Source organism: Streptomyces sp. NPDC001220 (genome assembly GCF_053597895.1).
This window is the reverse complement of record NZ_JBSFJE010000002.1, coordinates 663,943-677,502: the sequence shown is the minus strand read 5'-3', so window position 1 is coordinate 677,502 and position 13,560 is coordinate 663,943. Positions and strand designations below refer to the sequence as shown.

The following is a 13,560-nucleotide window of genomic DNA, read 5'->3' as shown; positions in this document are numbered from 1 at the left end:
GAGACCTCTTGTCGGCATGTTCATGTTGTCCCTACCCTCCGTGGTGTTGTGCAGAGCGAAACCGTCGTTGCACATGTTGCAACGGGCGCAGTGTGTGCCGTGTCTTGAACGCTTACGCTTCAGCGCGCCCCGGAGGGTCACTCCATGAAGCTCCCCGTCCCCGCATTCCTCGTCGCCGCCCTGTTCCTGGCGGCCTGCGCCCCGCAGACCTCCTCCAACTCCGCCTCCGACAAGGACGACAAGAGCGGCACCCTGCGGGTGTGGCTCTTCCAGGAGGTCGGCAACGACCCCAAGCAGAAGGTCGTCGACTCGGTCGTCGCCGACTTCGAGAAGGCGCACTCCGGCATCAAGGTCGACGTGGAGTACATCCCGGTCGACACGCGCGCGCAGCGGGTCAAGGCCGCGTTCAGCGACCCCGGGTCGGCTCCCGACGTCATGGAGTACGGCAACACCGACACCGCCGGTTACGTACGGGACGGCGGACTGCTCGACGTCACCAAGGACTTCGGGGCGTGGCCGGAGGCCAAGGACACCGACCCGACCGCCCGCCAGTCGGTCACCGTCGCCGGCAAGGTCTACGGCGCCCCCTTCTACGTCGGCGTCCGCGCCCTCTACTACCGCACGGACGTCTTCAGGGAGCTCGGTCTGAAGCCGCCGGCGACGTTGGCCGAGCTGGCGACCACGGCCCGTGCCGTCCGCAAGGCCAGGCCCGACCTGTACGGCCTGGTCGTCGGCGGCGCCTACACCTACGGCGCGATGCCCTTCATCTGGGCCGAGGGCGGCGACCTCGCCACCGTCAAGGGCGGCTCGTACACCGCGGCGATCGACAGCGCGGCCGCCCGGAAGGGCATCAAGGAGTACACGTCACTCTTCGGCGACGACAACTGCCCGGCCGCCAAGTGCGCGGGCTTCGGCGGCAACGACACAATCACCGCGTTCGCCGCGGGCAAGGCGGGCATGGCGATCGGGGGCGACTTCAGCCACGCGGCCGTGGAGGCGGGCGCGGTCAAGGGCAAGTACGCGGTGGTGCCGCTGCCGGGGGCCACGGCCGGATCGGTCGCGCCGGCCTTCGCGGGCGGCAACAACATCGGGGTGCTGAAGAGCACGACCCATCGCACGCCGGCCGTCGAGCTGATGGAGGCGTTGGCCTCGAAGAGGACACAGGCCGCGCTCTTCGACGCGATGGGGTTCCTGCCGACGTTCAAGGACGTGCGGGACCAGGCGGCGGCCAAGGAGCCGTTCGTGAAGCCGTTCGTGCGGACGCTGGCCGCGGGGACGAAGTTCGTGCCGGCTTCCGCCGGGTGGTCGGGGATCGACTCGTCGCTGGTGCTGCCCACGATGTTCCAGGAGGTCATCAGCGGCAAGAAGAGCGTGGGGGCGGCTTCGGGGGAGGCGGCCGAGAAGATGGATGCCGCGTTCGGCTCCGCCGGATGACGCCCACGGGAGTGGGGGCCGCGGTGCGTGGGCGGGTGCGGGGCCGTCGTGGCTGGTCGCGCCCACGCGGCGGCAGCCGCAGATTCAGCACAGCCCCGAGCCCCTTCGGGGGCGCTGGGTGGAGCCCCTGGTTGTATCTCACTCCCGCTCTCGTCGTCCTCGGCGGGCTGCTGGTCTACCCCATCTATCAGCTCGGGTTGATCTCGGTCTTCCGGTACACGCAGGCTCAGGTCAGTGGTGGTGAGCCGACCGCCTTTGTCGGGCTCGACAACTACTCGGAGGTCTTCGGGGACAACCGGTTCTGGTCGGTCCTGCTGGCCACCGTCGGCTTCGCCGCCGCCTGTGTCGTGTCGACGCTCGCCGTCGGCTGCGCGCTCGCCGTGCTGCTGACCCGGGTGCGTGCGGTGCCGCGGATGGCGTTGATGCTGGCCGCCCTCGGGGCCTGGGCGACCCCCGCGGTCACCGGGTCGACCGTCTGGCTGTTCCTCTTCGACCCGGACTTCGGGCCCGTCGACCGCGTCCTCGGGCTCGGTGACCACTCCTGGACGTACGGGCGGTACAGCGCCTTCCTCCTCGTGCTGCTCGAAGTGGTCTGGTGCTCCTTCCCGTTCGTCATGGTCACCGTCTACGCCGGGATCCGCGCCGTGCCGTCCGAGGTGCTGGAGGCCGCCGCGCTGGACGGCGCCTCGCAGTGGCGGATCTGGCGGTCCGTGCTGGCGCCGATGCTCCGGCCGATCCTCATGGTCGTCACCATCCAGTCGGTGATCTGGGACTTCAAGATCTTCACGCAGATCTACGTGATGACCGGCGGGGGCGGGATCGCGGGACAGAACCTGGTGCTCAACGTGTACGCCTATCAGCAGGCCTTCGCCTCCTCGCAGTACGGACTCGGCGCCGCCATCGGCGTGGTGACGCTGCTGGTCCTGCTCGGCGTGACCCTCGGCTATCTGCGGCTGCTGCGCCGCCAGGGGGAGGAGCTGTGACCGTCGTGAATCTTGTGCGCGGGTCGATACGCAGGCCGGGACGGCTGGCCGCCGAGGCGGCGGCGCTGGCGATCGCGTTCGTGGTCGCCTTCCCGCTGTACTGGATGGTGCTGGGCGCCTTCAAACCGGCCGGTGAGATCGAGTCCGGCCGGCCCCGGCCGTGGACTCTCGCGCCCTCCACGGACTCCTTCCGGCGGGTCTTCGGACAGCAGGAATTCGGCCGCTACTTCGTCAACAGCCTTGTCGTGGCGGGCAGTGTGGTCATCGTCTCGGCGGTGATCGCCTTTCTCGCCGCGACCGCCGTGACACGATTCCGGTTCCGCTTCCGGACCACCCTGCTGATCATGTTTCTGGTGGCTCAGATGGTGCCCGTGGAGGCCCTCACCATCCCCTTGTTCTTCCAGATGCGGGACTTCGGTCTGCTGAACACGCTGGGCTCGCTGATCCTGCCCCACATCGCCTTCTCGCTGCCCTTCGCGATCTGGATGCTGCGGGGGTTCGTGAAAGGGGTGCCTCAGGCGCTGGAGGAGGCCGCCTGCATCGACGGGGCGAGCCGGTCGCGCTTTCTCTGGCAGATCCTTTTCCCGCTCGTGCTGCCGGGTCTGGTGGCCACGAGCGTGTTTTCCTTCATCTCCGCCTGGAACGACTTCCTCTTCGCCAAGTCCTTCATCATCAGCGACACTTCGCAGTCCACGCTGCCGATGGCGCTGCTGGTGTTCTTCAAGCCCGACGACCCGGACTGGGGCGGGGTCATGGCGGCCTCCACGGTGATGACGATTCCGGTGCTGGTGTTCTTCGTACTCGTACAGCGACGGCTGGTCTCCGGACTGGGCGGCGCGGTCAAGGACTGACATGACTTCCGAAGTGGATCTGATTCCGGCACCACGCGCGGTCGAGGGACCGATGCGATGCGGTGTCCTGTTCGACACGGACACCACCCTGTGGGCCGCGCCGGGCACCGAGGGGACCGAACGCTGGCTGCGCTCGACCCTCGGCGCGGCACTCGGACTGCCGCTGCGGCCCGGCACCGAGGACGCCCGCGACTGCGTACGGCTGTGCCTGGACGACTCGCTGGAGCCCGAGGCGTACCGGTTGAGCGTGATCGCGAATTGGGGGATCGAGATCCGCGGCGGCGGTCCGGCCGGGGTCTTCTGGGGCGCCCAGACCTTGCGCCAGCTGCTCGGGCCGGAGGCCTTCCGCCGAGCGCCCGTGCGCCCCGGGATCCGGTACGGAATCCCGCACCAGATCATCGAGGACGCCCCCCGATTCCGCTGGCGCGGCCTGATGCTCGACGTCGCCCGGCACTTCATGCCCAAGGAAGGCGTCCTGCGCTACCTGGATCTCATGGCCGCGCACAAACTCAACGTCTTCCACTTCCATCTGACGGACGACCAGGGCTGGCGCATCCAGATCGACCGCCACCCCCGGCTCACCGAGGTCGGCTCCTGGCGGCCCCGCACGAAATTCGGCCACCGGGCCTCACCGCTGTGGGAGGAGAAGCCGCACGGCGGCCACTACACCCGGGACGACATCCGGGAGATCGTCGCCTACGCGGCCGCACGGCATATCACGGTCGTCCCCGAAATCGACGTGCCCGGCCACTCGCAGGCCGCCATCGCCGCGTATCCGGAACTCGGCAACACCGACGTCATCGCTGCATCCATCGCAGGGGGCACCGCCCTCTCGGTCTGGGACTCCTGGGGGATCTCTCCGAACGTACTCGCCCCCACCGACAACACCCTGCGCTTCTACGAGGGGGTGTTCGAGGAAGTGCTGGAGCTGTTCCCGGCCGATGCCGCCGAGTTCTCGGCGTTCATTCACATCGGCGGCGACGAATGCCCCAAGGACCAGTGGCGGGCCTCGCCGGCCGCCCAGGCGCGGATGAAGGAACTCGGGCTCGCCGACGAGGAGGCGTTGCAGTCGTGGTTCATCGGTCACTTCGCCAAGTGGCTTTCCGCGCGCGGACGCAGACCGATCGGCTGGGACGAGATCCTGGAGGGCGGGATCGCCGAGGGCGCGGCCGTGTCGTCGTGGCGCGGCTACGGCGGCGGGATCGCGGCCGCGCGGGCCGGGCACGACGTCGTCATGTGCCCCGAGCAGCATGTGTACCTGGACCACCGGCAGGCCGCCGGGGCGGACGAGCCCGTGCCGATCGGATACGTCCGCACCCTGGAGGACGTGTACCGGTTCGAGCCCGTTCCACCGGGCCTCGACGCGTCCGAGGCAGCTCATGTGCTGGGCACCCAGGCCAACCTCTGGACCGAGGTGATGGAGGACCACGCGCGCGTGGACTACCAGGCCTTCCCCCGGCTCGCCGCCTTCGCCGAGGTCGCCTGGAGCGCCCTCCCGGCCCCGGGGGAACGGGACTTCGCCGGTTTCGAGCGCCGTATGGCCGCCCATTACCGGCGTCTGGACGCCCTGGGCGTGGCCTACCGCCCGCCGGCCGGCCCGCTGCCGTGGCAGCGGCGCCCCGGGGTGCCGGGCCGCCCGATCGACGGCCCGCCCCCGAAGCGCTAGCCCCCTGCCCCGGTCCCTTCCGAGCTCCCTGCCCCGGTCCCTTCCGGGCTTCTCTCCGGCTCTCCCCCGCGGCTCCTCCGGCCCCGCTCCTCGTTCCGAACGCGGAAGGGAAAAAGACCTCAAGGGTCACCGAAGAGTGTCAATCGGTATGCACTGGTGATGGCGTACGAAAACGGACCAAGTTGCCGGTGAGGTGGGCGAATGCCTCCTAGCGGACCCGTGCGTTCGAGGCTTGCGAAGATGTGCCAGAGTTGCCACGTCCGCCCTGTGAGCACGTACCGTACGGCCACACAGGTGGGACCAGGTGGGGGCAGCGGGAAGGGGCAGCCGGTTTTGACCACGCACGCACCGCAGGCGGCGCAGTCCGTCACGCTGCCCACGACACTGAACGAAGCAGTGGCGGCCCTCACCGCCATGCCCGCCGCCGTCCCCGTGGCGGGCGGTACGGACCTGATGGCCGCCGTCAACTCCGGACAGCTCCGGCCCGCCGCCCTGGTCGGCCTCGGCCGGATCAGCGAGATCCGCGGCTGGCAGTACCAGGACGGCAACGCGCTGCTCGGCGCCGGACTCACGCATGCGCGCATGGGCCGTCCCGACTTCGCGGCCCTGATCCCGGCGCTCGCCGCCGCCGCGCGGGCCGCCGGTCCGCCCCACATCCGCAACGCGGGCACCCTGGGCGGCAACATCGCCACGGCCGCGCCCACCGGCGACGCGCTGCCGGTGCTCGCCGCCCTGGAGGCGACGCTGATCATCGCGGGGCCGGGCGGCTCCCGCCGGGAGATCCCGGTGTCGCACCTGCTGGCCGGCGTGGAGATGCTCCGCGGCGGCGAGTTGATCGGTTTCGTGCGCGTGCCGCTGCTGCACGCCCCGCAGGTCTTCCTGAAGGCCACCGGCCGCACCGGCCCCGGCCGCTCGGTGGCCTCCGTGGCCCTCGTCCTCGACCCCGCGCGGCGCGGGGTCAGATGCGCCGTCGGAGCCATAGCGCCGATGCCGCTGCGGCCGCTGGAGGCCGAGCAGTGGGTGGCCCGGCTGATCGACTGGGACAACGACCGCGCGCTCGTCCCGGAGGCGCTGCACGCCTTCGGCGAGTACGTCGCGGCCGCCTGCATCCCCGACCCGGCACCCGAGCCGGACGGCTCGGTGCCCCCGCTTCCGCCTGCCGTACTGCACCTGCGGCGCACTGTCGCCGCGCTGGCCCGACGAGCACTGGGGAGGGCGCTGTCATGACCGACGAACAGCACGGAGAGGGCGCGCCGTCGGGTGGCGGCCGCTGGGACCCGCTGCCCCAGGGCGACTACGACGACGGCGCGACCGCCTTCGTGAAACTCCCCGAGGGCGGCATCGAGGCCCTGCTGTCCCGTGACAGCCCCCTGGCCGCGCCCGGGCACGGCTACGTGCCGCCGCAGATAGCGGTCGCTCCCGACAGCGAGACCTGGGGCGCGCCGGCCGACGGCGGTCGGTGGCCCGACCCGAACGCGGTCCCCCAGGAGCGGCCCGCCGACGACCGGTTCACGTACCAGCCGGCGGCGACCCAGCAGTGGACGTACGAGGAGCCGCCGCCCGCGCCCGGTCACGATGTGACCGGGCAGTGGTCCATTCCGGTCGCGGGCGGTGATGTTCCCGACGAATCGGGCGAGTTCACCACATCCGCGCTCATGGAGCAGTGGGGCGGCACGCCGCCGGCGACCCTGCCGGGCGGCGCGCCCGCGCCCTGGGCGGCCGAGGTCCCGGCCTGGGAGCACCCCACGGAGGCCCCCGGGGCGCCCTCAGGCGCCCCAGTGGGCCACGGTGGCACTCAGGCCCCCGCCTTCGCCTCCGGGCCCGCTGACGCGCATTCTGGGCCCGGCGCGCCCGAGGTGGACGAACCGGGTGAACGGGCCGATACGGGCGAACTGCACCGGGTCGCCGAGTCACTTGACGCCGCCGCACGCCGCGACTTCGGCGAGTCGCCCGACACCGGCGCCCCGCACGCAGGCGGCGGATCGCCCGACACCGGCGCCCCGCCCGGACCCGGAGGGTCGCGCGCGGCCGGCCGGCCGACCGCGCCCGGAGATCCGGCCGACCCCCGTGGGCAGACCGCGGTCGGGCACGAGGCCGCGGCCGGCCATGCGGGCCCCGCGACCGCCACCGGCCCGGCCCGGCCCGGCGAAGACGACGAACCCCACGGCACGCCCGCCCAGCACCCCACCGGGAGCTTCGACCCGCGCCGCCCCACCGCCGACCCGCAGGCCGCCGACGGCGACGCGCCCTCGCAGGGGCCACCCGCACCCGACGACGAAAGCCGCACGTCCGGCGCGGACGGGACGGAACACGCCGAAGGCGAAGCCGAGGCGCTCGACGACCACCCCCTCGCCTCCTACGTCCTCCGCGTCAACGCCACCGACCGCCCCGTCACCGACGCCTGGATCGGCGAGTCGCTCCTCTACGTCCTCCGCGAGCGCCTCGGCCTGGCCGGCGCCAAGGACGGCTGCTCCCAGGGCGAATGCGGCGCCTGCAACGTCCAGGTCGACGGCCGCCTGGTCGCCTCCTGCCTGGTCCCCGCGGTCACCGCGGCCGGCAGCGAGGTCCGCACGGTCGAGGGCCTCGCCCAGGACGGCCGGCCCTCCGACGTCCAGCGCGCGCTCGCCCTGCGCGGAGCCGTCCAGTGCGGCTTCTGCGTCCCGGGCATGGCCATGACCGTCCACGACCTGCTGGAAGGCAACCCGGCCCCCACCGAGATGGAGACCCGCCAGGCCCTGTGCGGCAACCTCTGCCGCTGCTCGGGCTACCGGGGTGTCCTGGACGCCGTCCAGGAGGTCGTCGCCGAACGCGAGGCACACGCCGCCGCCGACGCTGAGACGGACGGCGACGAGGCCCGTATTCCGCATCAGGCGGGACCGGGAGCCGGCGGCGTCAACGCGTCGGCGTTCGACTCCCCGGGCACCTTCGCGTCCCCCGCCCAGCGCGAGCAGTCGTCGTACGACGCCCGGCGCGAGCAGTCGTACGACCAGTCGTACGGCGGTGACCAGACGTTCGGCGACCAGAGTCAGAGCTACGGCGACCAGCCCTACGGCTCGGACGGAGGCCAGGCGTGACCAACGAGACCGTCACCACGACCACCGCCGCGGAGAGCGCCGTCCCCGCCCCCGAGCCGCTGCCGCACGGCCTCGGCGTGTCGCTGCCACCCGCCGACGCGCGCGCGAAGACCGAGGGCACCTTCCCGTACGCGGCCGACCTGTGGGCCGAGGGCCTGCTCTGGGCGGCCGTACTGCGCTCCCCGCACCCGCACGCGCGCATCGTGTCGATCGACACCAGCCACGCGCGCGAGATGCCCGGCGTACGGGCCGTCGTCACCCACGAGGACGTCCCCGGCACCCCCCGCCACGGCCGCGGCACCCCGGACCGCCCGGTGTTCGCCGCCGAGGTCGTACGGCACCACGGCGAGCCCATCGCCGCCGTCGCCGCCGACCACCCCGACACGGCCCGGATGGCCGCCGCCGCCGTCATCGTCGAGTACGAGGTGCTCGACCCGGTCATCGACCCCGAGCAGGCCTTCGAAGCCGAGCCGCTGCACCCCGACGGCAACCTGATCCGGCACATCCCACTGCGCCACGGCGACCCGGACGCGGCCGGCGAGATCGTCGTCGAGGGCCAGTACCGCATCGGACGCGCCGACCCGGCCCCCATCGGCGCCGAGGCCGGACTCGCCGTGCCCCGCCCCGACGGCGGGGTCGAGCTGTACCTGGCCTCCACCGACCCGCACACCGACCGCAACACGGCCGCCGCCTGCTTCGGCCTGTCGCTCGAACAGGTGAAGATCGTCGTCACCGGCGTGCCGGGCGCCACCGCCGACCGCGAGGACCAGGGCTTCCAGCTGCCGCTCGGCCTGCTCGCCCTGAAGACCGGCTGCCCGGTCAAACTCACCGCCACGCGCGAGGAGTCCTTCCTCGGCCACGCCCACCGCCACCCCACCCTGCTCCGCTACCGGCACCACGCCGACGCCGACGGCAAGCTGGTCAAGGTCGAGGCCCAGATCCTGCTCGACGCCGGCGCCTACGCCGACACCTCCGCCGAGTCCCTGGCCGCCGCCGTCTCCTTCGCCTGCGGCCCCTACGTCGTCCCGAACGCCTTCATCGAGGGCTGGGCCGTACGCACCAACAACCCGCCCTCCGGCCACGTCCGCGGCGAGGGCGCCATGCAGGTGTGCGCCGCCTACGAGGCGCAGATGGACAAGCTGGCGAAGAAGCTCGGCATCGACCCCGCCGAGATCCGCCTGCGCAACGCCCTCGCGACCGGCGACGTACTGCCCATCGGCCAGACGGTGACCTGCCCGGCCCCCGTCGCCGAGCTGCTCCAGGCGGTACGGGACTTCCCGCTGCCCGCGCTCCCCAAGGACACCCCCGAGGACGAGTGGCTGCTGCCCGGCGGCCCCGAGGGCGCGGGCGAGCCGGGCGCGGTGCGCCGGGGCGTCGGCTACGGCCTCGGCATGGTCCACATGCTCGGCGCCGAGGGCGCCGACGAGGTCTCGACGGCCACCGTCAAGGTCCACGACGGCATCGCGACCGTGCTCTGCGCGGCCGTGGAGACCGGCCAGGGGTTCACCACCCTGGCCCGCCAGATCGTCCAGGACACCCTCGGCATCGACGAGGTCCACGTGGCACCCGTCGACACCGACCAGCCGCCGGCCGGCCCCGGCTGCCGCGGCCGCCACACCTGGGTCTCCGGCGGAGCCGTCGAACGCGCGGCCAAGATGGTCCGCACCCAGCTCCTCCAGCCCCTCGCCCACAAGTTCGGCATGTCCACCGAACTCCTCCAGATCACCGACGGCAAGATCACGTCGTACGACGGCGTCCTGTCGACCACCGTCACCGAGGCGATGGACGGCAAGGAGCTGTGGGCCACCGCACAGTGCCGTCCGCACCCGACCGAGCCGCTGAACGCGGAGGGCCAGGGCGACGCCTTCGTCGGTCTCGCCTTCTGCGCGATCCGCGCCGTCGTCGACGTCGACATCGAGCTCGGTTCGGTCCGGGTCGTGGAGCTGGCCGTCGCCCAGGACGTGGGCCGGGTCCTCAACCCGGCGCAGCTCAACGCGCGGATCGAGGCCGGTGTCACCCAGGGCGTCGGCATCGCGCTCACGGAGAACCTGCGCACCCCGCGCGGGCTGATCCGCCACCCCGACCTCACCGGATACGCCCTGCCGACCGCCCTCGACGCGCCGGACATCCGGATCGTCAGGCTCGTCGAGGAGCGGGACGTGGTCGCGCCCTTCGGCGCCAAGTCGGTCAGCGCGGTACCGGTCGTGACGTCCCCGGCGGCCATCGCCTCCGCCGTCCGCGCGGCGACCGGCCGCCCGGTCAACCGCCTCCCGATCCGCCCGCAGGCCGCGGTGGTCACCGGCCAGTGAGCCTGTCCGGGCTCGTCGTGATCGCGGGGATGGGTGCACCGCCCACGCCCTTCGGGCAGTGGGGGAGGCGTCGGGCAAGCCGAACGCTGGACGTCGTCGTCCTCGCCCCCAGCCCCGAGGCGGTGGCGTAGCGGGCGGCTGGGCCGCCGAAGGCCGGGTACGGAACCGCGTGGACGATCACCGACCTGGACGCGGAACCACGGCTGCGCGCCCGGGCGTCGGGTCTGTGGCCGGGCACCTCGGCGTTGACCGTGGAACAGACGGTGGCGGCGATTCCCACCGGGACGGAACGGTCGAGGGTCGCCTGACGTCTCTTTTCCACGGGGCGTTGTCAGTGGCGCGGCGTAGTGTTCTGGGCAGTGGGGACGGCCGTTTCGGAGGGGAAGCCCGAACGGCACACCATGCCCTGCTCAGGACGGCCTACGGCACACCACTCCGACCCACTTGCATTTCCTGAACTCTTTGATCGCGGGGGCAGCGATGAGCACGACCAGCACGACCGGCAGCGGTGCGGCGGCGATCACGCTGACCGAGGCAGAACTGGACCGTTACATCACGCACGAACCGACCCGCATGTGGCTCACCGGCCCCGGACTCCCCGACACCGGCGGCCTGTTGACGTTCGAACCGCTCCGCACGGCCGGCCTGCGCACGCTCGCCGACGTCGCGGACGTCACGGCAGGCCCGTCCCGGCTCGCGGAGGAGCTCCGGGACCGGCTGGTGATAGGCGAACTGCTGGCCCCGGCCGGCCTGGACACGGAGTCGATCCTCCTCGACGGCGGCACCGGCGAGATCAGCACGGCGTACCTGGTCGACCCGGCCGACCCGCGCCCGCTGGCGCCCTCGCTGGAGACGCTGCTGCGCTTCGCCGCGGTCACCGAGGAACTGACCGGCCTGCGCGGCCGCTTCGCCTCCCTCGCCGGGACCTACGGCACCAAGGCGGCCACCGAGGCCTCCCGCAAGCTCCTGGAGCTCTTCGAGGAGGGCACGGCAGGCCGGGTCCCGCCGTACTGGAAGGCGACGGCACTGATCCGCCCGCTCGGCCTGATCGCGGGCCCCGGCACGGACTCCGGGCTCGCCGTCGACCTGCCGGCCCGGCTGCTGGACCAGGAGTTCGGGCAGGGCCGGGTGGCCCGCTTCGAGGAGGTCGACTTCCCGCCGACGCTCACCCACCTGCCGACCCGCCGCTTCCTGCGCGAGACCGGCCTGCCGGAGAACGCGGTCCTCTTCCACCTCGACCCGGACGCCCCGCTGCCCACCCTCAAGGAGTACTTCACCGACGTACAGCCGGGCGGCTTCCCCCTGGACGCCCTGCCGTCCCACGCCGACCACCTCATACGCCTCGGCTACCTGGTCGAGGACAACAGCCTGGTCGTGGACGGCACCACGGGCGCGATCCTCAACTTCTCCGAGCCCGAGGCGACCCTCTACCCCCTCAACACGGACATCTCCACGCTCGCCTTCACCCTCTGGCTCCTCCACCACGAGCGCACCATCGACGAGCACCTGGGCCACGAACTCACCACGGAGGCCTACGACCAGCTCGCCGCGACCATGCTGCACACCCTCGCGACCATCGACCCGACCCCCACGACGATGGACGCCGAGTGGCACTACTGGACGGAGCTGTTCCAGGACGAGGCGGGCGGGGTGCTCTGAGCGGCCGGAGGCGAGCGGGGACCGGGGGAGGTCAGACCACCAGCCCCTGGCGGTAGGCGTGGACGACCGCCTGGACGGCGGTAGGCGTGGACGACCGCCTGGACGCGGTCGCGCAGGCCGAGCTCGGTGAGGATGCGGGAGACGAAGGTCTTGACGGTCTCCGGGCTGATCAGCAGGGTTGCGGCGATCTCGCTGCCCAACCGCCGCGGAACTGGCCCGAACGCCACGGATCGCGGCCCGCGGAATCGTCACCACACGGTGGACACCTGCACGTAGCTCGCACGGGGGACAGGAGAGGGCGGCGGACGGGAGCGGCGCCCGTCACGGCCGCAGCACTGTCACAGAACAACGCCTTATCCGGTCATCCTCCTGCAAGACGGGTAAATCGCTCGGCCGTACCGGGCGCCCACGCCCCGCACCGTCGATGCGCGGATCAGCGCAGCAAAGGAGTAGACCCATGACTCGCAGGCGAGTACTCATCACGGGCGCGTCCAAGGGCATCGGCCGCGCCCTCGCGGAGCAACTGGCGGGAGAAGGCCATACCCCCGTGGGTATCGCCCGCAGCGCCCCGCGGTCCTTTCCCGGTGAGTTCCACGAAGCCGACCTCGCCGACCGTGCCGCCACCGCTCGGGTTCTGGGCGAAGTGATGGGCTCGGGACCGGTCGACGCCGTGGTCAACAACGTGGGGACGGTGCGACCCGCGCCCGTCGGGGAGGTCGCTCTGCCCGATCTCGACGCGGTGCTCGACATGAACGTGCGCACCGCGGTCCAGATCGTCCAGGCCGTCCTGCCCGGGATGCTCGAACGGTCCTGGGGTCGCGTGGTGAACCTCACCAGCCTGGTCACCCTGGGTCTGCCGGATCGAACGTCCTACGGTGCGGCCAAGGCCGCCCTGGAGTTCCTGACACGAGGCTGGGCCGGAGAGCTCGCCGCACATGGGATCACCGTCAACGCCGTGGCCCCGGGCCCCACCGAGACCGAGTTGTTCCAGGAGACCAACCCGCCCGGGTCGGCCTCGGCAGCCCGCTACCTGGCGACTGTTCCGATGGGGAGGTTCGGGCGTCCGGACGAGCTAGCGGCCGCCATCGCCTTCCTGCTCTCCGAGAAGGCGGGTTTCATCACCGGCCAGGTCCTGCGCGTCGACGGCGGCGCGAGCATCGGCCGCGCCGGCGCTTGAGGACGACCCTTCCGGGTCTTCCGCCGCGCGCGGACGTGCGCGACGCACTGGAGGCCATGGCGGGATTCGAACCCACGTAACTCGCTTTGCAGGCGAGCCCCTGAACCACTCGGGCACACGGCCGGGAACAGCTTCTTCCGTCACGGCCGTGGTGGGAATCGAACCCGCGTGACTCCCCGCGAGCGGAGCTCGCCGGTGGATGCAGCGCAGGCGCGTCCCCGAACCGCTCGGGCTCACGGCCGTTGCCGACTTCGGCCCCTCGGCCGGGTCGGTGATTCGAAGGTAAGGGTGGGTGGGTGAGGGGCTCAAGGGAATCGGTGGGGCTGCAATGGGACTGCCATGTGGCGTTCACGAAGGGAGGGCGGATGGGAGGTCTACGACCAAGGTCCGAGGTGGGGTGGGGCTCG

Annotated in this window: 9 protein-coding genes, 2 tRNA genes and 1 pseudogene; 9 read left to right on the top strand and 3 right to left on the bottom strand. The window is 72.0% G+C overall.

The genetic code is table 11. The annotated features are described in order from the left end of the window. Positions 1-144 precede the first annotated feature (144 nt). The 8 genes from ACWDGI_RS07625 (at position 145) to ACWDGI_RS07590 (ending at position 11,976) form a co-directional block, all read left to right on the top strand. On the top strand, positions 145-1,434 hold the full coding sequence (locus ACWDGI_RS07625) for an extracellular solute-binding protein (RefSeq protein ID WP_450756333.1): 1,290 nt from the start codon (positions 145-147) through the stop codon (positions 1,432-1,434). Further along, positions 1,431-2,417, top strand: coding sequence for a carbohydrate ABC transporter permease (locus ACWDGI_RS07620; RefSeq protein WP_450756331.1), 987 nt, complete (start codon positions 1,431-1,433; stop codon positions 2,415-2,417). Before ACWDGI_RS07625 ends, ACWDGI_RS07620 begins: the two co-directional genes overlap by 4 nt. A 5-nt stretch (positions 2,418-2,422) precedes the next feature. After that, positions 2,423-3,268: a carbohydrate ABC transporter permease gene (locus ACWDGI_RS07615; protein WP_450756329.1), complete on the top strand. Its 846-nt coding sequence runs from the start codon at positions 2,423-2,425 to the stop codon at positions 3,266-3,268. Between the two features lies 1 nt (position 3,269). Continuing rightward, positions 3,270-4,934 carry a beta-N-acetylhexosaminidase gene (locus ACWDGI_RS07610; protein WP_450756327.1) on the top strand — a complete coding sequence of 555 codons (1,665 nt, stop codon included), beginning with the start codon at positions 3,270-3,272 and terminating at the stop codon, positions 4,932-4,934. Between the two features lie 333 nt (positions 4,935-5,267). Beyond that, positions 5,268-6,161: an FAD binding domain-containing protein gene (locus ACWDGI_RS07605; RefSeq protein WP_360489483.1), complete on the top strand. Its 894-nt coding sequence runs from the start codon at positions 5,268-5,270 to the stop codon at positions 6,159-6,161. Beyond that, on the top strand, positions 6,158-8,008 hold the full coding sequence (locus tag ACWDGI_RS07600) for a 2Fe-2S iron-sulfur cluster-binding protein (protein WP_450756325.1): 1,851 nt from the start codon (positions 6,158-6,160) through the stop codon (positions 8,006-8,008). The genes ACWDGI_RS07605 and ACWDGI_RS07600 overlap by 4 nt, the downstream gene beginning before the upstream one ends. Beyond that, positions 8,005-10,317 carry a xanthine dehydrogenase family protein molybdopterin-binding subunit gene (locus ACWDGI_RS07595; RefSeq protein WP_450756323.1) on the top strand — a complete coding sequence of 771 codons (2,313 nt, stop codon included), beginning with the start codon at positions 8,005-8,007 and terminating at the stop codon, positions 10,315-10,317. Before ACWDGI_RS07600 ends, ACWDGI_RS07595 begins: the two co-directional genes overlap by 4 nt. Before the next feature lie 480 nt (positions 10,318-10,797). Further along, on the top strand, positions 10,798-11,976 hold the full coding sequence (locus ACWDGI_RS07590) for an SUKH-4 family immunity protein (RefSeq protein ID WP_450756321.1): 1,179 nt from the start codon (positions 10,798-10,800) through the stop codon (positions 11,974-11,976). On the opposite strand, the pseudogene ACWDGI_RS07585 reads toward ACWDGI_RS07590, so the two are convergent. Next, positions 11,931-12,170: pseudogene (locus ACWDGI_RS07585) on the bottom strand (response regulator transcription factor); the annotation flags it as partial. The gene ACWDGI_RS07590 and the pseudogene ACWDGI_RS07585 overlap by 46 nt on opposite strands. Positions 12,171-12,433: 263 nt before the next feature. On the opposite strand from ACWDGI_RS07585, the gene ACWDGI_RS07580 reads away from it, so the two are divergent. Further along, entirely contained in the window at positions 12,434-13,153 is a 720-nt protein-coding gene (locus ACWDGI_RS07580) for an SDR family oxidoreductase (RefSeq protein ID WP_450756319.1), read from the top strand. A gap of 48 nt (positions 13,154-13,201) precedes the next feature. On the opposite strand, the gene ACWDGI_RS07575 is transcribed toward ACWDGI_RS07580, so the two are convergent. Next, positions 13,202-13,276, bottom strand: a tRNA-Cys gene (locus ACWDGI_RS07575). 20 nt (positions 13,277-13,296) lie between these two features. Beyond that, a tRNA-OTHER gene (locus tag ACWDGI_RS07570) sits at positions 13,297-13,394 on the bottom strand. Between the last annotated feature and the right edge of the window lie 166 nt (positions 13,395-13,560).

Bases quoted from the DNA above. Each gene is read 5' to 3' on its own strand.
- ACWDGI_RS07625 (WP_450756333.1), top strand. From the start codon at position 145: ATGAAGCTCCCCGTCCCCGCATTCCTCGTCGCCGCCCTGTTCCTGGCG.
- ACWDGI_RS07620 (WP_450756331.1), top strand. From the start codon at position 1,431: ATGACGCCCACGGGAGTGGGGGCCGCGGTGCGTGGGCGGGTGCGGGGC.
- ACWDGI_RS07610 (WP_450756327.1), top strand. From the start codon at position 3,270: ATGACTTCCGAAGTGGATCTGATTCCGGCACCACGCGCGGTCGAGGGA.
- ACWDGI_RS07600 (WP_450756325.1), top strand. From the start codon at position 6,158: ATGACCGACGAACAGCACGGAGAGGGCGCGCCGTCGGGTGGCGGCCGC.
- ACWDGI_RS07590 (WP_450756321.1), top strand. From the start codon at position 10,798: ATGAGCACGACCAGCACGACCGGCAGCGGTGCGGCGGCGATCACGCTG.
- ACWDGI_RS07580 (WP_450756319.1), top strand. From the start codon at position 12,434: ATGACTCGCAGGCGAGTACTCATCACGGGCGCGTCCAAGGGCATCGGC.